A 21,217-nucleotide genomic window follows, 5' to 3' on the forward strand; every position below is an offset into this window, starting at 1 on the left:
CGAGCGGTATCCGGGTCCGCTCGTCATCGTGACCAATGAGGTCGGTGACGGGATCGTGCCCGAATATCCGCTAGGACGACTGTATCGGGATTTGGGCGGAATCATGAATCAGCGAATCGCCCGTCTGTGCGATGAAGTATTTTTGGTGACGGCGGGCATTCCCATAGAACTTAAACAGTTGGAATATAAGCTATGAGCCGCGAACGTCAAGCTGTCGCTGCGGCCTTTCAATTTTTGTCCCGTCTTCCGGTCAAGGCGGAGCTGGACTTTTCCCCGGAATTGCTTAAGCGTAGTGCAAGCTATTATCCACTGGTTGGAGCAGTGATTGGCCTCATCGTCTGGTGCTTTGCAGCGCTCGTTTCTTTGGTGCTACCGCCGTTGCCATCTGCGGTTCTTACGCTCGTCGTGTGGGTTTGGCTGACGGGTGGACTGCATTTGGATGGCTGGATGGATGCGGCTGATGCTTTGTTCAGCTACCGATCCCGTGAGCGGATGCTGGAGATTATGAAGGATAGCCGTGTAGGAGCGATGGGCGTCATTGCTTGTGTGCTGCTGCTCATGCTTAAGGCTTCCTTACTGTATATTGTGCTGGATACCACGCTGAATGAAGGGAATCTGCCCGGCTTGCTGCTGCTTCCGATGGTTTGGAGCCGCTGGTTTATGGTACATGCGATGAAGCGCTGGCCCAAAGCACGCAACGATGACGGACTGGCAGCACGTTTTGCCGATATGAGCGGTGGACGTGTCGGATTGGCTGTATTTTGGGCTGTTCTGGTGACTCTGGGAGCGGCCGCAGGACAGTATTTTCTTGCAGCGTTGCCCGTAGGAACAGGCGGCATCGGGAATTTGTCAATGGCAGGAGCGTATCTGCGGACGTTCCTTTTGTATTCAGAGAACCTTCCAATCTGGATAGGCTTTGTGCTGCTGCCCTGGTTGGCTTACGGTGTTGGAACCTTCGTGGCCAATCGTATTAACCGCCGTTTGGGCGGGCTGACGGGCGATATTTATGGAGCCTTGAACGAATTGCTGGAGACTGTTTTATTGCTGCTTATTGTAATTTTGTACGGGCTGTGATCCGTTTTAAAATGAATTGATTAAAGGGGAGAGGCCATTGTCAACTTTCGAACCGTCCTGCACAAACCCGGCAGCCGTGTTGATGCTTCAAGGAACTGCATCGGATGTGGGCAAAAGCGTAGTGACGACTGCCCTGTGCCGTATATTTGTACAGGACGGCTATCGTCCCGCACCATTTAAGTCACAGAATATGGCGCTCAATTCTTATGTCACAGAGGACGGCAAGGAAATTGGACGCGCTCAGGGGGTGCAGGCTGAGGCCTGCGGTATTGAAGCGACCACCGACATGAATCCGATTTTGATTAAGCCAGTCAAGGATATGCACTCACAAATTGTTGTACACGGTGTACCTTATGCCTATATGAGCGCCTCTGATTATCGGAAGGACTTTTTGCCACAAGCCAAGCAGACGGTCATGGATGCTCTGAATCGGCTGCGTGATACCTATGATATCGTGCTTATGGAAGGGGCGGGCAGCCCGGCAGAGATTAATTTAAAGGATCGCGATATTGTAAATATGAATCTTGCGGGCTGGGCAGATGCTCCCGTATTACTTATTTCGGATATCGACCGGGGCGGCGTTTTCGCTTCGCTGGTAGGAACGATCGAGCTGCTGGAACCGCATGAAGTGCAGCGTATCCGGGGATTCATTATTAACAAATTTAGAGGCGATCTGTCTCTGCTTCAACCGGGACTGGACTGGCTGGAGAAACGAACCGATATTCCGGTACTCGGTGTACTGCCTTATCTGCCGAACATTCGCATTGAGGCAGAGGATTCCGTGGTACTGGACAAGAAGCCCCGTCTGTCTGCAAAGGATAAGGAACTGGACATTGCGGTCATTCGATATCCGCGTATTTCCAATTTTACGGACACGGATGCTTTGGCTGCTGAGCCTGATGTGAGCGTACGTTATGTCACCGAAGCCGGGGAATTGGGCGTGCCAGACGCCATTATTTTACCCGGGACCAAAGACACGATCGGCGATCTGCTTGAATTGCGCGCAAGAGGTCTGGAGGAAGACATAAGACAGGCCATGAAGGCCGGACGCACACAGCTGGTCGGTATTTGTGGAGGCTATCAGATGCTGGGCACGGCTTTATATGATCCCCAAGCAGTAGAATCCGGGTTGCCACAGCAGGCCAGAGGCTTGGGGTGGCTGGCTTTATCCACGACCTTTTTAAAGGAAAAACAAACCGTGCGCGTACAAGGAACCCTGTCTATTCATTGCCCGCTGTTGTTAAGCACTGCATCTGATTCAGCGTTTGATCCCAAGCCCAATATTGAAGGCTATGAAATACATATGGGTGTTACAGAATGTGTTACGGGACCGCAATCATCTACAGAGGGAACTCCAGGTATGGAGAAAATGCGTTCGCTATTCCATATCCGGCGTGGGGATGGAACAGGCTTTGAGGAAGGCTGGGGTACGACAGATGGTAAAGTATGGGGAACCTATTTGCATGGTGTGTTTGATAATGACTGTTTTCGCCGTTCCTGGCTGGATGGGTTGAGACAGGCCAAGGGCTTGACACCGCTTGATAGCACCTTCACCGTGCGTGAAGCCAAGGAACAGGAGTTTGACCGTGTTGCAGAGGTGGTACGGGCTCATTTGGATATGGATCAAATTTATCGCATTATGGGGATGAACTCTTAGACGCTATACGTGCTCCAAAGAATATGCTTAAAAAAATAAAGAGGTATCTCTATAGCCATTGTATTCATGACTAAGAGACACCTCTTTTTAGGTTGCCTGCTTACACAATTTTGAATTTTTGCACGGCTGCTTGTAGTTCAGTCGCTTGCTTGCTTAGTTGACGTACTATTTCGCTGTGACTTTCCATTTCATTCAGTTGCTCATCTGCATTTAAACCGATTTCCTGGATCATGTTTTGTGCATTGGCAGCGATAAGGGCCGTCTCCTCTACGGATGCCGACACCTCTTCCGAGCTGGCGGATACTTGCTCCGTTGCTGCTGACACTGTTTGAATCGTAGCATTGATTTCTTGCATAAGCTCGCTGAGCTGGTTAAAAGCTGAACTGGCTTGCTGAACCATTTCCGTGCCCGAATGAATTTCACGACTGACTCGGGTTACGGAATCCACGGATTGCTGCGATACTTCCTGAATGGTAACCAAATAGTCAGAAATCTCCTGTGTTGCTTCCTTGGATTGCTCGGCGAGCTTGCGTACTTCTCCGGCTACTACGGCGAAGCCGCGGCCATGCTCACCCGCACGTGCAGCCTCAATCGAGGCATTCAGGGACAGCATTTGAATCTGTTTCGTAATATCGAAAATAGCTGAAACGATGCTGCCAATGGCTTCGGAGCGCTCATTCATACTATGAATGTATCGCAGCGATTCATCGGCGGCTCGTCCTACCTGTGTCATTTGGGCTACCGCATTTTGAGCGAGCGTATTACCGTTAACCGTTTCCTGGGTCGCTTCACTGATTTGATCGGATACATCATTGGCAGAGGAGGCAATATGCTGCACTCCTTGAGCGATTTCCTCCATGGCTTGTGCATTTTCGGCAGCAGCCGAAGCAATGCTGGTACTTCCCTTGGCCACTTCCTCTGCAGCAACTGTTGAATCCTGCACTTTAACACTCATAACCTCAGTTCGACGAAGCAACTCGTTGGAGCCTTCTACAACCGCACCGGATGTAGAAAGCACATGACCGATCATCTCCTTGAGGTTATAAGACATGGATTGGAAGCTGCGGGCAAGCTGAGCAATTTCGTTGTCGCCATGAACCTTCGCTTCCTGTGAAAGGTCTCCTTGAGCGATTTTTTCACTATGACGAACCAATTCGGCAATGGGCCCCACCACATTACGCACGATGAGGGTAGAAATAATTCCGCTCAGCAGGAGCGTTGCGATGGTAATACCTATGCATATCCATAAAATTTGTTGGGATTTTTCCTGTACAAAACCGACATCTTCGTTCACACCAAGAATCAGATTACTGCCCGATATAGCAAAGAAGGCGGTTTTGTGTACCCCGTATGCGTCGCTGTAAATGTCACTGACATTCATCTCGCCTTGTTTGGCCTTTTTAATATCCTCTACAGGAACGAGAGCATCCTTGATCTTATAGGCTGATTTGACATTACGTGCGACAATTTCGGCCTTGCCATCCTTCTCCGCCGCAAGATATGCCGATTCTAACTTGAGGGTATCGACCTTCTCCTGAAGATAAGATTCCATCTGTATAACGGAGCCTGAATCAGAACCGCTTCCTTGCCCAGCCTGAACAGCTAAAGAAATATTGAGATCCTGATACACATTTTTGGCTCCGGTTTCCAGCATTTGATCTACCTGAGGCAAGACACTATTATTAATGATATTCATGGATACTGCATAGAAACTGATGCTGAACAGAAGGGATGCAAAGATTTGAATCAATAAAAACATAACTCGCAATCTCGCACCAATGGAACGATTAAAACGCTTCATGAAAAATCTCCTCTCACATAATGGTAGTAAAAAAACAGACGAATTCCCCTGCTTGATGTAGTCTGCTTGTCCATTAGCAATACTGGACATGCCATGATCTACTGTTTTCCTTTCTTTGCTTGAAGAAGAAACTGAAAATGTTCGGGTTCTATGTATATTTCAGCTATATTCAAGAGACAAGAATGAGAAAGGGAAGTAATCCATGATTTACTAAAAAGTAGGATAGACCTATTTTACCTAATTAACAAGCGGTTGAATAGTAAAATTTGCCCAAAAACAAACAAAAAACATATAACTATGGTCTTGGGTAATTTCACTCTTTCTTAAAAACTATTGTAAAAAAGAAGTAATATAAGTAGTATAAGGAATAGAACTTTTTATAGGGCTTCTTTTAAGCTTGCTTTAGTAAGTTCGAGTATGGTCTTCAATATACATATAAAAGGGGAAAAAGGCATCTATGAATCAGGAACTACTTTCCAAAAGAATAATTTCACAGGTAGAAGGAGAAGATAGACAGGAGCCGACTTCCGGTAGCCCTAAAGCTGCCGCAGAAGGAAATCCGATAAGTCGCCTGTTGGATTTTATATCAGGCGCATTCACTCCGATCTTGCCAGCAATGATTGGCGCAGGAATGATCAAGGCAGTTATATATGTTTTAATGTCCTTCGGTTTTTTGTTGTCTGATCCACAGATGTATACTATTTTATTGGCCATCAGCGATGGGATATTTTATTTCCTGCCCATTTTTGTGGCGGCAAGTGCGGCAAGAAGACTGGGCAGCAATGTGTTTGTTGCGGCAGCCGTCGGAGCATCCGTATTCCATCCCCAACTAACAGCTTTGCTCCAGTCGGGTGAGGAGGTCCGTTTTGCAGGTCTGTCAGTTATTGAGCCGCAAGCTGCTTCTTCCATAATACTAATACTTGTTGTCGTCTGGATGGCATCGTATCTGGAAAAATGGTTAGACAGGTATATTCCTTGTTGGCTTAAATTGATGGCTGTTCCGACTTTGACACTGGTGATCACTATATCTTTGATGATGTTCGTTTTTGGACCACTTTGGACTTATCTTGGTCAACATATATCCGATGGATTTGGCTGGTTGTTTGACAATGCAGGAGTGCTTGCAGGGCTGTTGCTCGGGGGCATAATGTCTGTGCTGATTATTGCAGGCATGCAATATATCATGATGCCGATTATGGTTAGCTCGCTTGCAGCCTTGGGTTATGATCAAATATTCCCTGTGGTAGTGGCAGCGGCACTTGCTCAGGCGGGTGCAGCATTTGGTGTGCTTTTTAAATCCAAAAATGGCAAAGTGAAAACGTTGGCCTTTTGGACAGGCTTGCTTGCCCTGCTGGGGGTGACTGAGCCAGCGATGTATGGAATCAACATGCGTTTTAAAAAGCCTTTTGCTGCGGTGTTGATCGGCGGGGCGCTCGGTGGCGCTTTTATGATTCTATTTGAAACCAAGTCAATTGCTATTGGTGGTGTATCAGGTCTGCCCAGCCTGGGACTAATTCTCGGATCCACATGGGTATATGCCATTTGGGGGATGTTAATTTCGTTTGTTAGTGCAGGCGTAATTACGTATTTTATGGGCTTCGTGGATAAGAACATAAACAGCTAAAGTGCACCAATCGTCCGGAAACCACATGCCAGAAATCACATGAAAGTGTTTACAAAAAAATGTTGTAGGCTGTGTTTTTATGTGATATTATGGTGACAGCTTTTCAAAACTGCACAATCGTGGGTTGTTACTGAGCATATCGGGCAAAACCATAAGCAGGCACTGAGTGTCAGTTTTGGTATTGCCTTTTTTTACTACTCCAAGTGGCTTAAGGTGATGGAATGAAGATAGAAAAGGTGCTGAATAATAACGTCGTGACGGTGATTGATGAGCATCAGAAAGAACTGGTCATCATGGGGAGAGGAATTGCTTTTAAGAAAAGCACAGGCGATGAGATCGATGAAGCGCAAATCGAGAAAATTTTCAAGCTTGAAAGCACCGAGGTTTCCCGCAAGCTGATGAGCCTGATGTCTGATATCCCTATTGAATACGTTGAAATTTCTGATGAAATCATCCAATATGCCAAAACGATACTTGGTGTACAGTTGCATGACAGCATCTATATTTCGCTGACGGATCATATCCATTTTGCCATTGAGCGTTATCGTTTGGGTATGGATATCAAAAATGCTCTTTACTGGGAAATCAAACGCATGTACCGCAAGGAATTTTCGATCGGGACCAAAGCACTACACATGATTCAGGACAAGCTGGGAGTTACACTTCCGGATGATGAAGGAGCGTTTATTGCTCTGCACTTGGTGAATGCACAGCTCAACAGTGAAATGCGTGAAACGATTGCCCTGACGAACATCGTCAAGGACATTATGAACATTGTAAGCCGCTTTTTTGTGATGGAGCTGGATGAAGAGTCGCTAAGCTACTACCGCTTTATTACACATCTCAAATTTTTCGCTCAACGGGTAATGAACGGGACCCCTGTACAACATGCAGATAATTCCCTTCATGATATGGTTAAGGTCCAATATAAGGATGCTTATGCCTGTGCGGAGAAAATAAGGGATTATACAACTAAAATCTATGGTCGAAGTTTGTCCCAGGATGAGATGTTATATCTCACCATTCATATCGAACGTATCGTTAAAAATCAATGATGTATCGATAATCAGGGATTTAGGATTGCTACTTCTAACCGGAAGGCAAAACCTGAATGCTGAAAGAAGATTGGCTTTCTATAAAGCTGACTGCTTTCTGTATTCAGGTTTTTTTTATTGTCAATTCTCGTGTTATATACCTTAAATAGAAAAGAGGAACACTTCATGGATCGAAATCAATTATCCAAAGAGATACTTACACTGGTCGGTGGTGAAGAAAACGTTGAGCAGGTAGTTCACTGCATGACCCGCCTGCGCTTCAACCTTCATGATGATAAGAAAGCTCAGAAGGAGCAGCTGCAAAAAACGGATGGCGTCATGGGAATCATGGAAAGCGGCGGCCAGTTCCAGATCATTATTGGTAATGATGTAGCTAATGTGTACAAATCGTTGGTGAGCAACATGTCCAAGGCGCCACAAAGTGAAGCGGGCTCAAGCGATGTATCGAAGAAAAAGCAAAACCCGATCAGCAGTCTGTTTGACTTTATAGCTGGTATGTTTACACCGATTTTGCCGGCGATCACCGGCGCAGGTATGATCAAAGGGATTATTGCCCTCTTGGTGGCTATGCACTGGATGTCCGACAAGAGCCAGACCTATACGATTTTGGCGGCCATAGGTGACGGTGCATTCTACTTCCTGCCGATTATTCTGGCTGTGAGTGCTGCTAGAAAACTGGGAAGCAATCTGTTTATCGCAGCAGCGATAGGTGCCTCTATTTTGCATCCGACGATTACGGCCTTGCTGGCATCCAATGTGAAGGTTAGCTTTATCGGTCTGCCGGTGACGGCGGCCACTTATTCTTCGACCGTTATCCCAATCGTTATCGCGATCTGGCTGGCGTCCTATGTTGAAAAATTCATTGATAAGTATACACATGCCTCACTGAAGCTGCTTGTTGTTCCGACACTGACTCTATTGATTATTGTACCCTTGACGTTGATTGCAGTAGGGCCACTGGGCTCCATTATTGGGAATGGCCTGTCGGGAGGGATTTCCTGGCTGTTTGAAAATACAGGTGCGCTTGCAGGTCTGCTGCTTGGTGGTACCTTCTCCCTGATTATCATGACAGGCATGCATTATGCGTTGGTTCCGATTATGATTGGTTCGATTGCAACGTTGGGCTTTGACTACATGATTCCGATTATGGGCGCAGCTAACCTGGCTCAGGCCGGGGCTGCACTGGGTGTATTTTTGAAATCCAAAAATGACAAAGTTAAAACAGTGGCTTTCTCCACGAGCTTGACAGCTATTATGGGTGTAACCGAGCCTGCAATGTATGGTGTAAACATGCGGTTTAAAAAGCCATTTACTGCAGCGTTGATCGGCGGAGCCGTCGGCGGGGGCTTCATGAGCTTGTTTGGTACAAAAGCGTATGTTATAGGTGGATTGGTTGGTTTGCCTGGTCTGGCAATGTTTATTGGACCAACTTTCTTGTACGCAATCCTGGGTCTCATTATTGCATTTGTGGTTGCTGCGGTGGTTACCTATTTGATCGGCTTTACAGATGAAAAGAACGAAGAGGCACCACAAGCAACAACAGATGCTGCCAGGGACACCGCTGCTGATGAAGCAGCACAATCTGCTGTAGCTTCATTGCCGAAAGGCGATAAAATTTCGGTATACAGCCCGATTATGGGTGAAGTCAAGCCGCTCAGCGAAGTCAATGACCCTGCGTTTTCCCAAGAAATCATGGGCAGAGGGTGGGCTATCGAGCCATCTGAAGGCCGCGTTGTTTCTCCAGTTGAAGGCACCGTATTCTCTATTTCCAAAAGTGGACATGCCGTAGGTTTAGTGAGTGATTCAGGAGTTGAAATGCTCATACATGTTGGGATGGATACGGTTAAGCTGAAAGGCCTTCATTTTACGGCTCATGTGAAAGCGGGGGATCGAGTGAAGGTAGGCGACCTCATGCTGGAGTTTGATCTGGTAGAAATCCGCAAGGCTGGCTACGAAACGATTACACCTGTTATTGTTACGAATGTAGCTCAGTTTAGCGAGCTGGAGCCTGCCGGAAATCAGCATAAGGTGGTTAAGGAACAGGAGCTTTTATATACCGTGATTGTCTAACGACAACAAAAGGCTTTACGTAAAAGCTGAACATTAAGCGTTGGATTCAAGAAAAGACAAGTCTTCGATACAGGAAGGCTTGTCTTTTTGCGTTTACAATGTAACCCGAAGAAGCTGAGCTGGCTTCAATTCATTTATTGAAATAAAACCTACAAAAATAGTTGGCTTTGTGATATAGTAATTAACGGATTTGAGGGTCATCTTACACAACATCATCTGTCTGGAGGAAAAATATATGGATACCTTCTTTATTATTTTGAATGTGCTTGTGCTGCTTGCACTGCTCGGCGTGTTGGTCTGGATGCAGAAGAAGCATATCTCCTTTACTAAAAGGGTATTTGCCGGGCTGGGCTTCGGTCTGGTTTACGGGGCTATTCTTCAGTACGCCTATGGCTCTGGTTCCGAGGTGATTACGAAATCGGTTGATTGGTTCAACATTGCAGGCAATGGTTATGTCCGTTTGCTACAAATGGTAGTTATTCCGCTCATCATGGTGTCGATTATTTCGGCTATTATGAATTTGAAGGGAAGACAAAACCTTGGCAAAATAAGCGTGTCCATTATTGCTGTACTGCTGATTACAACGGCGATTGCTGCTTCCGTCAGTATTGTAACCAGCCTGTCGTTCGATCTAAAAGCGATTGAGATTCAAAGCGGGGAAAAGGAGCAGGCGCAGGGCCTGAAGATGGAAGAGCTTCTTGGAACGGTTCAGGATATGACCATTCCACAGCAGGTGCTGGAATTTATCCCTTCCAATCCTTTTGAGGATATGACGGGCGCGCGTCGTACTTCGACGCTGGCAGTGGTTATTTTCTCGGCCTTTATCGGGGTGGCTGTGCTTGGACTGGATCGCAAAAAACCGGAGCAGGCGCAAACCTTCCGCAAATTCATCGACGCCGTATACGCAGTGGTGATGCGGATTGTGGCTCTGGTGCTAAGATTGACGCCTTACGGCATTTTGGCATTGATCACCAAAGTTGTAGCTACGACCAATCCAGATGAAATCTTGAAGCTGATCAAGTTTGTACTCGCTTCCTATGTGGCTTTGCTGGTTATGTTCGTCATTCATCTTATTTTGCTGGCCTTGTTCGGCTACAATCCGGTGACCTATGTGAAAAAGGTATTGCCTACATTGGTTTTTGCCTTTACTTCCCGTTCCAGTGCAGCGACTATTCCGTTAAATGTTGAAACACAAACGAAAAAGCTCGGTGTGTCTGATGGCATCGCGAATCTATCTGCGACTTTGGGAGCGACCATTGGGCAAAACGGCTGTGCGGGGATTTATCCGGCGATGCTGGCGGTTATGATTGCTCCAACCGTGGGCATTGATCCGACGAGTTGGGATTTTATCCTCACGCTCATTCTGGTCGTTACGGTCAGTTCGTTTGGCGTGGCCGGGGTAGGTGGTGGTGCCACCTTCGCTTCCCTGATCGTGCTTTCTACGATGAATCTTCCAGTGGCTTTGGCGGGTCTGCTCATTTCAGTCGAACCTTTGATTGACATGGGACGTACAGCGCTGAATGTGAATGATTCGATTACGGCAGGGCTCATTTCCGGCAAGGTGCTCAAGGAGAATGATCACGACGTGTTCAACGACCGTGGTCTGGATTTAGATGCAACGGCACGCTCTTAAGTAAACGTTAAAACGTATCGTGCATCTCAATGTTCAGATTCGGCCAGCAGGCCGGCTCTTTGTTGTGGTTTTATCGCAATGTAATTATAGCTGTTCACCAATCCTGATCTATGATACATTAAAATAATGTTTTTCCGGCTTGCTTCGGATGAACCGCGGTTCGCAACCATCCCGCGCTATCAAAACTAGGAGGATTTCATGTTTAATCTGTTATGGGGGGCAGCCTTTGTCCTCGTCAATTTTATGTTCTTTTTGTTATGCTATCGTTTGTTCGGTAAAAAAGGATTGTACGCCTGGATTGGTGTCGCTACCGTACTGGCCAACATTCAGGTTACCAAAACCATTGATTTGCTCGGCATTACCACAACCTTGGGCAATACGATGTATGTTTCTATGTATATGGCCAGCGATTTGCTGAATGAAAAATACGGGCCTAAAGAGGCGCGCAAAGCAGTATGGTTTGGCTTTTTTACACTGATTATGACGACGATCACGATGCAGATGGTACTGCTGTTCCAGCCGACTGCAACGGATTTTGCCCAGACGCCGATGCAACAGCTGTTCGGATTGCTGCCTAGACTTGCACTTGCCAGCTTGACAGCCTATGCGGTCAGTCAATTGCTGGATGTGCGTCTGTACGTCTGGATTCGCAAATTTTTCCCGGAGCGTCATCAGCTCTGGATTCGCGGCAATGGCAGTACGATGATCAGCTCGTTTATAGATACGCTTATTTTCTGTAGTATTGCATTTTACGGTTATGCATGGGGAATATGGCTGGAGCTGTTGTTCACGACCTATATTTTGAAATTCGTACTGACTGCGGCAGGTACACCGATTTTGTATATCGCGCGCAACTTCCGCTTTATAGAAGAGGAGGGGCAGACTCTCAAGCCATAATTGGCTTGGGGGGCTCCCCTCCTTTTTTTTTGCATAATTATGTAATCGCTTTCGAAATTGTGTATAGATGAATTGTTCAATGAAGCTTACAGTTGCTTATATTGAAGTATGTGGCTCGTCTAATCAAACTTTTGCCAAGAAGGAGGCCATCGGAATGAAGCAGTTTACCCTATGTACCCAATGTAAATTTCGCTATGTGACGCAGAAGGCCAGAGAAAGTTTTACACAGGAGAAAATGGCAGGTGAAGCCTTGCTGTGCCTGCATTGTATCGCCGAACTCACAGGTAAAGTAATAGATCAGTCCGGGAGTCTTGTTTATCCTCATGAGGTCGAAGCGTCTAGCCGGCAGCAGCATATTCCAAGGTCGTCTATTAAGGGCTGCAGACCCTGTATGAAGAAACGTAGGAAATGAAGGGGATCAAGTACGCCGATACAGTTAAAACCTCGAATGCTTCACTTATATTGATATCGTCAGGAAGGTGGTTTGCTCAATCGGGATGCCATTGGAATGGAATAATAAACTGGAGGTTTTAAAGATGGGGATAACGAAGAACAAAAAAATGTTGATTAAAGGCGCGGGCAAGTTCATGGCTAAAATTCCGAATCGAGATGAACTCATCACGATCGGAACACTGAACAACATGCTTCTGGACATCCAGCTTGATATGCAGGATATTGAGGGTGGAGATTCCAGTGTGCCCCTGGATGCTTTGCTTCGTAAAAAGACGATTGATATTACGGCTCAAGATGCCAAATTTGACTTAAATCTGGTCCGTCTCGTCCTTGGTTCCAAGCTGCGTGAAGGTGTTAGCGGAGCGTCTTACCGACTGGTAACGGAAACGGTGACGGTTCCGGGGGAATCCCCATACCAGGTGCTGCTCACAGAAGCCGCAGCGACAAGTCCTGCTATTAAGGCCTACGAGGATGTGATTACTGGCACAGATGTAACCACAGGAGTTACCGTGACAGGTAATAAGGCAGTGTTCGAGGCAGCCTTGGCCGGGAAAAAAGTAGTGATTGTTTATCCTGTTGCTTTGAGTGGAGTTCAGCAGGATGACGATGGATTTGTGTGGGAACTGGAAGAGAAGCACGTGATTCAGGAAGTGAACGGGAAGTGTGAGGCAGAGCTTGTCTTTGGCACCTCGCTGTACACTACGCCTGAAATTTCAGTGCGTACGTTAACAGGAAACAAGCTTCTCAAACAATTGTCCAACGGAACCCCTACCGAGGAGCAGTACCTTGTTGAAGGGGGCAAGCTGATTTTCAATGCGGCTTTGAAGGATGTAGCCATCTATGTAAACTATAAACGCAATGAAGTGGTGGATGTTCTGGATATTTCGAGCAGGGATTTACCATTGACGGTTCATCTGGTTCATGATGGCCGTTTTGAGCAAAAGGACGGTTCTGTACAGGGATACCAAACGGAATTGTATCAATGTCGCGTGAAATCCAATTTCACGATTGATGCTCAGCGCCAGCAGGCGTCTACGCATAGTGTAACCTTGACGGTCATTGATCCGGAACGCTTTGATAACAAGCTAGGTACGATCAAGCGTTATGAGGTTGCAGCAGCATCTGCTAACAACTGATACGTAAGGATGTGTGTTCAAAATGAACGAAAGAGAGCTCACCATTCCATCTAAAAATGAGCTTCCCAAAGCAGTGGAAGTTGCGGAAGATACAAAGAAGATTCTGACAGAAGAGGAAGCTCAGATCAGAGAAAAAGCATTCTTTGAAGAAGATGAACAGGTGCGTCTACGTGACGGTAAAACGTATTATTTGCCCCCGCTTGGGTTAAAGGATGCGCGCAAGCTGATTAAGAAGCTGAATGCTATTGATTCCGGTATTATTATTGCAAATCTGATCCCGGATGATCCCGAAGGTACGGATCGTTATCATGAGCTGATAGATGTGCTGATGATGGGTTTCAAGCCTTATTACAGCTGGATGACTCCTGAACATTTGGAAGAGTATGTTGACCTCGAAACGGCCAAGCAAATTATTGATGCCATGATCGGACTGAATGGAATAAAAAAGTCCATGTAGCCACTGAGGATGAGGAGCTGGAGTATGATCGGCAAGCTCCCATTGACTGGGCGAATCTTTTTTTTAAGCTGGCCCATTATTGTCACCTGGACAAGCATCAGGTTTGGGACCTTACCCTCCCTCAGTTGGGCTACTATCTGGAGCAGTGTCATGATCATATCGAATTTACAATTAAAGTATCCTCTATGTCTGCCTTTGGGCTATGGAGCGGGGCTGATCAAATGGATCGTTCGGATACCCGCCATACAGGCCGTGAAGAAGTCAGGGAAGACGGCTCATATATGGGCAGCTATAAGATAGCGGACGAAGAAGATATGGCATTTCTGGCCAATATGCTTGGTTGAAGGACACTCCTGCTCTGCTCCATATGGAGGGGCGGGAGTTTCAATTTATAAAAGGTGGTGAATGTATGGGCAATATAGAGACTGACGTGCTTGTGGAGCTGCAGGCATTTATTCAGACACTAAAGCATTCTTCTTGTGAGGAGAGGCAGGGGTTGGATTTACGCTTTGAGCGTTTGGAGGAACATAAGCGTACGTTAAGTACCTTTTTAAATTTTAGGACAAGGCCAGAAGCAAACCAGCAAGAACTAGATCAGGCACCAGCAGATCCGAGTCAGAGTATGCAATATGAGATGAATGGTACAACGGAGTCGCCGACCCTCCCCATGCATGAATATGTGAGCAAAATGCAGAGGGCTCAAAGCAGGAAGATGCAAAACGCTGAAATAGCAGCTGTACGAACAGACGCAATGGAGTACATCCGTATACGAAAGCATCAAGCTCAGGGCTTGCAAAGTGTACTCAGTCAACAGCGCACATTTCATATGAAGCCGGAAGCTTCATGGAACTTCCAGGAGCAGTACAGCGAATGGAGAGGGCAGTCCCTGCAAACCCAATTGGGGATTTGGGCTGGGATGGAGTCATTAGCGGGAACGTTTCATATGCCAGGGGGCGTTACGGAGCTGACCCAAAATGAATATCTGACACGTACAAACGTGCAGCCATCGTATACGATCAACTCCGGTGATGTTGTTGTCCATGTGACATTGCCTAATGTTACGAATAACGTAAGTCCGACCCAACTGGAGACGATTGGTAACAGGCTGGGAAGAGGTCTTAAAAACGGTAGAGTGGGAAGCTTGCGCGATCAGCTTCTTATGAATCCGACCACTGCTTATCGTAGCAGTACATCCTATTAATCCATCACCCGTCGTAGCGGAGTAAACATCATTTTTAATGACAGGAGGTATACATTTGACTCAGCAAAGTCCCAATAAATCGGAAGATATGATCTACAAAAAGCGACTTTTTTACGATAATGGAATTCGTTTTGTCGAGGTCAAGGCTAAGCTAATCAACGAGTACAAGCCACCGGCTCCGAATCTGAAATCATATGTTCATGAGGCGTTTTCCTACTCGGCAGGATTGGTCAATCGTGGAACCTCACATTATACAGCTACCCTGACACTTTTATTTTACAGTAAAAAGGAATACGCGGACTGGCTATCTTTTATAGGCTCAGAGCACAAATATTATGATGAAAAAGGCGCAATTTACCTGGGGATTGTGACAGGTAAACCAGATATTCAAACGGCGGAGATGGAGACGAAATATATCATCAAAGTCCAAATGTCGCTTATTCGCAAGCAAAGCGATGATTCCCACTGCAAAAGCCAATTCATCGACCTCAAAGGCCATTGGGCATCCAGCTATATCGAGGAAATGGAGCAGCGTGGTATGGTCACCATCCCTGCAGATGAAGGGGAGGTTAGCCCTTATTTCAGGCCGGACGAGAGCTGTACCCGGGCAGAGGGAATCACCTTTTTGATGAGGTCCTACAGGTATGTGGACCGGATTCTAAGGGGGTATTGAGATGAAACGCTGGATTGATGCAGATCCACTGGATTGGTTTTATAGAGATATGCTGGATATGGCACGATCAGGTCTGGATGCTCCAAGCGAGCACAGCTTTATAGAGGGAATGGCCTACGACACTTTTGAACAAGGACATGAACGCATGATCAAGCGCTATGTCACGTTCGATGGTCAACAGGAGTTTGCTATTCCCGGCTATCAGGTGCATATTGAAAATCCGGTTTTTGTTCTCATCGATGGAGTTCAGGTACAGCCTGAAAAAGTGGAGAACGAAAAGATAACGATGCCCAATCCTTTATCTGGCGGACTTGAGGTGCTATGCATCGCATATGGCAGGCCTGCTTATCGGGAGGATGGCTGTATTCAAGGGCCTTATGTTGAGACGGACGAAAGTGCGATTTTCCTGCCTTCTGCGACCTTGTCCATGGCGGCTGATTATCAGGACCAAACGAAATATCAGGCGGAGACGGTCACAGTTCTGGGAACCAAGCTCAAGCGGCTGTCTGTGAAGATTTTATCGGAAGAAGTTCCGAGTGAAGCTATAAAGAAGGCATTCGGGTTCAGACAGGATGTATTTGCGATTCATCAAGGAATTGTATATCTCCCCTTCAACTATAACGGATTTACCGCAATTGTCGGATATAACTATCGTAATGCCGGAAGGGTGCAATTCAAACAGGAGACCATTGTTGTAAGCACTGCACATGCCCGCTATCATGATCGGTTCTTTCCGAATGTTCGTATGAAACGAGCACAATTTCTTGTGCTTCTTCAACAGATGCGGGTGGATATCTATAACAGATATACCGACCGTGGATTGGAGAGCAGTACGTATCCACAGAGAACCATACAGGATCGAAGCTCCTTATCAGGCCAATGGTATGAGCAGGATGTTATGGACTTGATAAGTGAGCAGTTTCTAGATGGAAGCTGCGTATTTCCACTTTATGAAAACAATATGCTGGAGCCTGAAAAGTGTATTACACGTGCGGAAGCCGTTGTATTTTTAAACCGATTCATAGAATGGGCCTTGGAAAAATTTAGATAGGAGATGAAAAAATGACTTTTGTATCCGATGTACGTAATCCCTCTAACCAATTGCTTGAATCCACGATGAAGCGTGTACAGGCTCTAGGCCGTCAGCCACGCGTCATTGTAGAGCTGGACAAAATGTCCTATGTCCGCGGATCGCGGCCAAACCAAGACGTCGTTCAATATGTAAAAGATACGTCCGTTAAAGACTTTTTATCCATTGATGGTGTGACCCAACTAACAAGTGAAAAGGAAGCAATAAAGATTAGCGAGATAGCACGTCTCTCCAATTTGCCGATGTCCATGCCTATCCTTTCAAGTGCAAAATTGCGTGAACATGTTACCGATTCGAATCACATTCAGGGCATGCTGGTCACCAGCCGCCACTGGTCAGTGAATCCCAAGCGTCCTCTCCACAAAGGATTGGACATGGATTGTAACAAGGGTGACACCATCCATGCTGTATGGGACGGAAGAATTACTGCCACAGGTGCCGTAAAGGGTTACGGTCACGCTGTATATATTGATCACGGCAATGGCTGGACGACCCGTTATGCTCATTTGAAACCGGGTGCCATGATGGTCAAGGTTGGAGATCATGTGAAGGCTGGAGACCCGATTGCTATAGGATGGAACTCGGGTCACAAGAATAGTAGTGGAGACGGAGATGGAGCACATCTTCATTTTGAGGTTCGCAAGGATGGCAAGGATTTGAACCCCGAAGCTTTCCTGCGTGGGGAAAAAGCCATACAATTGCCCATTCGAACGCTGGATACGGCTGTTCAGAATAAAGGTGTGGCCGCTTCATCGTTGGAAGCCAGCGCTGCCGAATCCTACACCGAATATAGCATGGAAGCGTGGGCTTATTATGTGAATCCTGCAAACTCTGAAGGCATTACCAGAGGCGGAACGGATGTACGGCAATGGAAGGACTACAAAATTATCGCTGTCGATCCTTCGGTCATTCCTTTGGGAAGCAAGGTTGAGCTATGGATAGAGGGGGAAAATTGGGGCGAATATGTGGCCGATGATACGGCTGGCTCCACGAAGGGCAAACGCATTGAGATTTTAATGGAAAATGCGGAGAAATGCCTTCAATTTGGGCGAAAACCTGTCATTGCAAAAATCAAGCAGTGGGGAGACGGGAGAACTCGCAGCGCAAATTCAGAAGTAGATCAAGCCCTCGTATCCTACCAGATCAATCGGACCACGGAGAAGGTATCGTACTTCAAGGATTTTACGGCTCAAAAAACGAGTCTGGACCCTTCGAAATTTGTGGATATCGCAGGTGCTACACAATTTTTCACGAATGAAACGCCTAATCAGGTCCGTAATGTTTTAGGTTTTGACCGAACAGAAGGGGCAGGCCAGGTGAAGAAATTCACGTTTGTTCATGACTGGTTCAAGCCAGGCTGTTTGAGCTGGGCCTATGTTTCGGATATGGATATCGAGGACAGAGTAGAGGTGAAGGTGGACGACCATGTAGTTGCGACCATTGAAGGGATCAATGCCAAAAACGGATTGGCTTATCCTCCCTCTATCCCAGTGACTGGCGGACACCACAGAATTGAATTTTCCATGTCGAATCCTTCCAAGGCGTCAAGGGGCAATTTCGGGATCACTTTGCTGAAAGCCAGAGAATTTGATGTGGAATCCATCTCGGCCAAAACCGTCTGGACGTTTGAAGACCCGATGTGCACAATCAATAATTGGACTCCCGATCAGCAGGTAGTGGTGACGGATCTGGGAAACCAGCAGAAAATATCCACCGCACGGGAAGAGGCCGGTATTGAACGGGCTGGGAAGATCAACAAATTTCCATTTACGATGCAGTTCCGAATCAAGGCCGATCAGGGAACACAAGGAAAAATCATGATGTCCAATGGCTCCAAAGCCTTTGTGATCCAGGTTACAGATCAGGGGATTTCTACGAATGTCGGCTCCTATAGCCATAACCATGTGAGCGAGTACACCGATTATGTTGTAACCTGTCATAACGAAACAGATATGGATGTATATATAAAAAACATGCTGCCGGGCGGTATCGAACAATGGGAAAATACCCGGGTACGCGGCGTATCCGGCGATGATACGACGAACAGACTGCGGTTTTCCGTATCCAGTGGCGGCCTATATATTGAAGAGATAAAATATGCCTTTCATAATTACTCCATTGAGCAGTTTGCCACCCATATCTCAGATACGTATAAGGAGAAATGGTATGACGTTGGCGGGTTTCAGTATGAGGATACCGCTACACTGGAACGGGATGTGATGAACTGGGAGGTTCATTCTCACATGGACATGTCCTCGACCTCAGCCACCGTAACTTTAAATAATGCCAAAGGGATCTATTCCCCATTCTTGGAACGGTACGCTTCACTTCCTGATGGAAAGAAGCAGCCGTCTAATGAATTTACCTATTGGGAGGAGGGCGAAAGACGGCACCTGATTAGTGAAGGGACACCCATCCGTATTTATGCAGGTTATGGCGATGAGCTGGTACGTGTATTTACAGGCATGATCAAGGGTGAAATTGAGGAGGATGCCAAGAGAAGAACGCTTACGTTTCACTGTGTAGACCGTTATGACATGCTGGAGGAATTTGTTTTTTATAAGGATATGGTCTACCCTTCAGAGGAAGCGTATGCCGGGGACGGCGGCGCCTTTGCCTGGATGAAATCCAGCATTGTCAAGGATATTGCGGTTGCAGCCGGTCTTGATTCATGGCGTGTGCACAGAGAAGATTGCCGATACCCTGATTTGGATATAGACGAAACGGTGTATGTTGATGTGAAGAAGGGCGAGCATTCCTATATGAAATTTGACCCCAAGACAGGAGAACTTCAGACGATCCAAGATCAAGAACGTGTGAAAACAGCAGAAGGCTGGAAAAGTCCTATCGTAGCAAAGGTATCCTTCAAGGCGGGGACAAGGGCAGCAGATGCGATACAAACGCTCATACAGGATTTACCCTATGATGCCAGATGCGATCGCTACGGAACGTTTGTTTTGAAACGAATGGATTTTCTGGATACTCCGGATTGGGATCAGGTAGCGCGTTCCAAATGGAAATTTACAGATAATCATTTGCTTGAAATGACGTCTTCTACCGACTATTCGCGTGTTCGTAATCATCTGATGATTACTGGTTCTGCGGGGTTAACAGAGCATTTTCTGGATAAAAGCCTGATTCTCGCCACCAAAGGGAACATGAGAACCATGGGATTGCAGCTGCCATGGATTGAAGAGCAGGATGAGGCATCCATGCGCGATCTTAAGCAGCAGATAGCGAATAAAGTATTTTTTGATATGAAAAGACAAGCCCGCACCAAAAATATTGCCATTCAGGGCAACCCGAACATAGAGCTTTTGGACGGGTGTTATGTGTATGACAACCATACCTGTAATGGAGGATACTATCTGATTAAGGGCAACAGGCTGGTCGGTAATGAATGCGGCATGGTCAACTATCTGGAGCTGACCTGGACCGCTCTTCCTGCAACATCCTGATTTTGAGGGTATAATCTATAATCCACAGCACAAGTAAAGGAAATGGCATTACGCAACCTGCGTTAATTGTCATTTCCTTTTTCTTATATTGAAGGAGAAGGGGAGGTGTGAACTTTGGAAAACCAGAATTTTACGAATTCCAACGAGGTATTTCCGATTATTGATCTGATTCGACGTGAAGTACGCAAGGAAAAGGTGCATGCAGGTCAGGCGGACGATTTGTTGGATAAAAAGGCTCAGGAGGAGCCCAATGTCATTACCATCGACGTGGCCCGTGAAATGCCTCAATATCCTGCATTGGTAACGTCAGTGCTGTACACCTATGATAACGGTTTGTCGGAACGGCTAACGCTGTATCGAGACAATCTGCTGCAGGTGACCGGATTTTTTATTGAATTTAAAGCCTCCACAACCCTGAACGCAGAAATGGAAGAAGAAGCTGATATTCTGACGTTAAACGCTATACGGGGAAGCATTATCCGGGAAAATGGCTTGTTCAAAAATCTGACGATTGATTATGTAAGGGCGGTGTAATCGTTGTCCAGTGGTGCTAATTTTGTAAGCTATATGGTAGGCGGGCGTTTGGACCCGCCTTTTATGCCAACGAAGACCCAACCGTACATTGTGGGCAATCGGATTGAATCGAGAGGAATTGGCAAGGTAGAAAGCACAATGCAAGTCAGTCATGATTGCGAGCTGCTTGCGGTAGCTGTGGGAGCGTCCTTTTATGAGTCCAGCGATTATTGGAATTTATATGTGGGAGATAAGCTGGTATGCCAACGGATCTTCACAAAGGACCTGCCTGAAGGAATGTATTTTACCGCCGTTATTCCTTGTCCGACGGGGACTGAATTTCGTTTTGAGTTCTTTAATGAAGGCGGCAGGAACAAGGATATATGGGTGAACTATCAAATGCTCCAATAGAAAGGTGGTGAAAC

At 46.5% G+C, this 21,217-nt stretch carries 18 protein-coding genes; 17 read left to right on the forward strand and 1 reads right to left on the reverse strand.

The window, feature by feature from the left end:
- From WG8_RS28140 to WG8_RS06835, 3 genes are all read left to right on the forward strand, one after another.
- Window positions 1-196, forward strand: a 196-nt coding sequence (locus tag WG8_RS28140; RefSeq protein ID WP_007429405.1) for a bifunctional adenosylcobinamide kinase/adenosylcobinamide-phosphate guanylyltransferase, incomplete at its 5' end; no start/stop codon positions are given.
- Window positions 193-1,074, forward strand: coding sequence for an adenosylcobinamide-GDP ribazoletransferase (cobS, locus tag WG8_RS06830; protein ID WP_007429406.1), 882 nt, complete (start codon window positions 193-195; stop codon window positions 1,072-1,074). The genes WG8_RS28140 and cobS, both read left to right, overlap by 4 nt.
- Window positions 1,075-1,111: 37 nt before the next feature.
- A complete protein-coding gene (locus tag WG8_RS06835; protein ID WP_007429407.1) occupies window positions 1,112-2,731 on the forward strand; it encodes a cobyric acid synthase in 1,620 nt (539 codons plus the stop codon).
- A 100-nt stretch (window positions 2,732-2,831) separates the two neighbouring features.
- Here WG8_RS06835 and WG8_RS06840 read toward each other — a convergent pair whose 3' ends face one another.
- Entirely contained in the window at window positions 2,832-4,532 is a 1,701-nt protein-coding gene (locus WG8_RS06840) for a methyl-accepting chemotaxis protein (protein ID WP_007429408.1), read from the reverse strand.
- A 457-nt stretch (window positions 4,533-4,989) separates the two neighbouring features.
- Between WG8_RS06840 and WG8_RS06845 the strand changes: the two genes are divergently transcribed.
- The 14 genes from WG8_RS06845 to WG8_RS06915 all read left to right on the forward strand — a co-directional run bounded on the left by WG8_RS06845 (window position 4,990) and on the right by WG8_RS06915 (window position 21,203).
- On the forward strand, window positions 4,990-6,156 hold the full coding sequence (locus tag WG8_RS06845; protein WP_007429409.1) for a PTS transporter subunit EIIC: 1,167 nt from the start codon (window positions 4,990-4,992) through the stop codon (window positions 6,154-6,156).
- 221 nt (window positions 6,157-6,377) lie between these two features.
- Window positions 6,378-7,211 carry a BglG family transcription antiterminator LicT gene (licT, locus tag WG8_RS06850; protein WP_007429410.1) on the forward strand — a complete coding sequence of 278 codons (834 nt, stop codon included), beginning with the start codon at window positions 6,378-6,380 and terminating at the stop codon, window positions 7,209-7,211.
- Between the two features lie 165 nt (window positions 7,212-7,376).
- Window positions 7,377-9,281, forward strand: a complete 1,905-nt coding sequence (locus tag WG8_RS06855; protein ID WP_007429411.1) for a beta-glucoside-specific PTS transporter subunit IIABC — start codon at window positions 7,377-7,379, stop codon at window positions 9,279-9,281.
- A 235-nt stretch (window positions 9,282-9,516) separates the two neighbouring features.
- Window positions 9,517-10,914, forward strand: a complete 1,398-nt coding sequence (locus WG8_RS06860) for an L-cystine transporter (RefSeq protein ID WP_007429412.1) — start codon at window positions 9,517-9,519, stop codon at window positions 10,912-10,914.
- 198 nt (window positions 10,915-11,112) lie between these two features.
- Window positions 11,113-11,811, forward strand: a complete 699-nt coding sequence (locus WG8_RS06865; protein WP_007429413.1) for a queuosine precursor transporter — start codon at window positions 11,113-11,115, stop codon at window positions 11,809-11,811.
- Window positions 11,812-12,347: 536 nt separating this feature from the next.
- Window positions 12,348-13,400 (forward strand): hypothetical protein, encoded by a 1,053-nt coding sequence (locus tag WG8_RS06875; protein ID WP_007429415.1) that lies wholly within the window; start codon window positions 12,348-12,350, stop codon window positions 13,398-13,400.
- Between the two features lie 22 nt (window positions 13,401-13,422).
- Window positions 13,423-13,857, forward strand: coding sequence for a hypothetical protein (locus WG8_RS06880; RefSeq protein ID WP_007429416.1), 435 nt, complete (start codon window positions 13,423-13,425; stop codon window positions 13,855-13,857).
- 125 nt (window positions 13,858-13,982) lie between these two features.
- Window positions 13,983-14,201: a hypothetical protein gene (locus WG8_RS06885; protein WP_007429417.1), complete on the forward strand. Its 219-nt coding sequence runs from the start codon at window positions 13,983-13,985 to the stop codon at window positions 14,199-14,201.
- Between the two features lie 65 nt (window positions 14,202-14,266).
- Complete coding sequence (locus WG8_RS06890; protein ID WP_007429418.1) at window positions 14,267-15,058, forward strand: hypothetical protein; 792 nt, start codon at window positions 14,267-14,269, stop codon at window positions 15,056-15,058.
- Between the two features lie 55 nt (window positions 15,059-15,113).
- Window positions 15,114-15,731, forward strand: a complete 618-nt coding sequence (locus WG8_RS06895; RefSeq protein WP_007429419.1) for an S-layer homology domain-containing protein — start codon at window positions 15,114-15,116, stop codon at window positions 15,729-15,731.
- Between the two features lies 1 nt (window position 15,732).
- Window positions 15,733-16,782, forward strand: coding sequence for a hypothetical protein (locus tag WG8_RS06900; protein WP_007429420.1), 1,050 nt, complete (start codon window positions 15,733-15,735; stop codon window positions 16,780-16,782).
- An 11-nt stretch (window positions 16,783-16,793) separates the two neighbouring features.
- On the forward strand, window positions 16,794-20,279 hold the full coding sequence (locus tag WG8_RS06905) for a peptidoglycan DD-metalloendopeptidase family protein (protein WP_007429421.1): 3,486 nt from the start codon (window positions 16,794-16,796) through the stop codon (window positions 20,277-20,279).
- Between the two features lie 114 nt (window positions 20,280-20,393).
- A complete protein-coding gene (locus WG8_RS06910; RefSeq protein ID WP_007429422.1) occupies window positions 20,394-20,813 on the forward strand; it encodes a hypothetical protein in 420 nt (139 codons plus the stop codon).
- Window positions 20,814-20,816: 3 nt separating this feature from the next.
- Entirely contained in the window at window positions 20,817-21,203 is a 387-nt protein-coding gene (locus WG8_RS06915; RefSeq protein ID WP_007429423.1) for a hypothetical protein, read from the forward strand.
- Window positions 21,204-21,217: the final 14 nt, after the last annotated feature.

Origin of the sequence: Paenibacillus sp. Aloe-11 (genome assembly GCF_000245715.1) — a bacterium.
GTDB lineage: Bacteria > Bacillota > Bacilli > Paenibacillales > Paenibacillaceae > Paenibacillus > Paenibacillus kribbensis.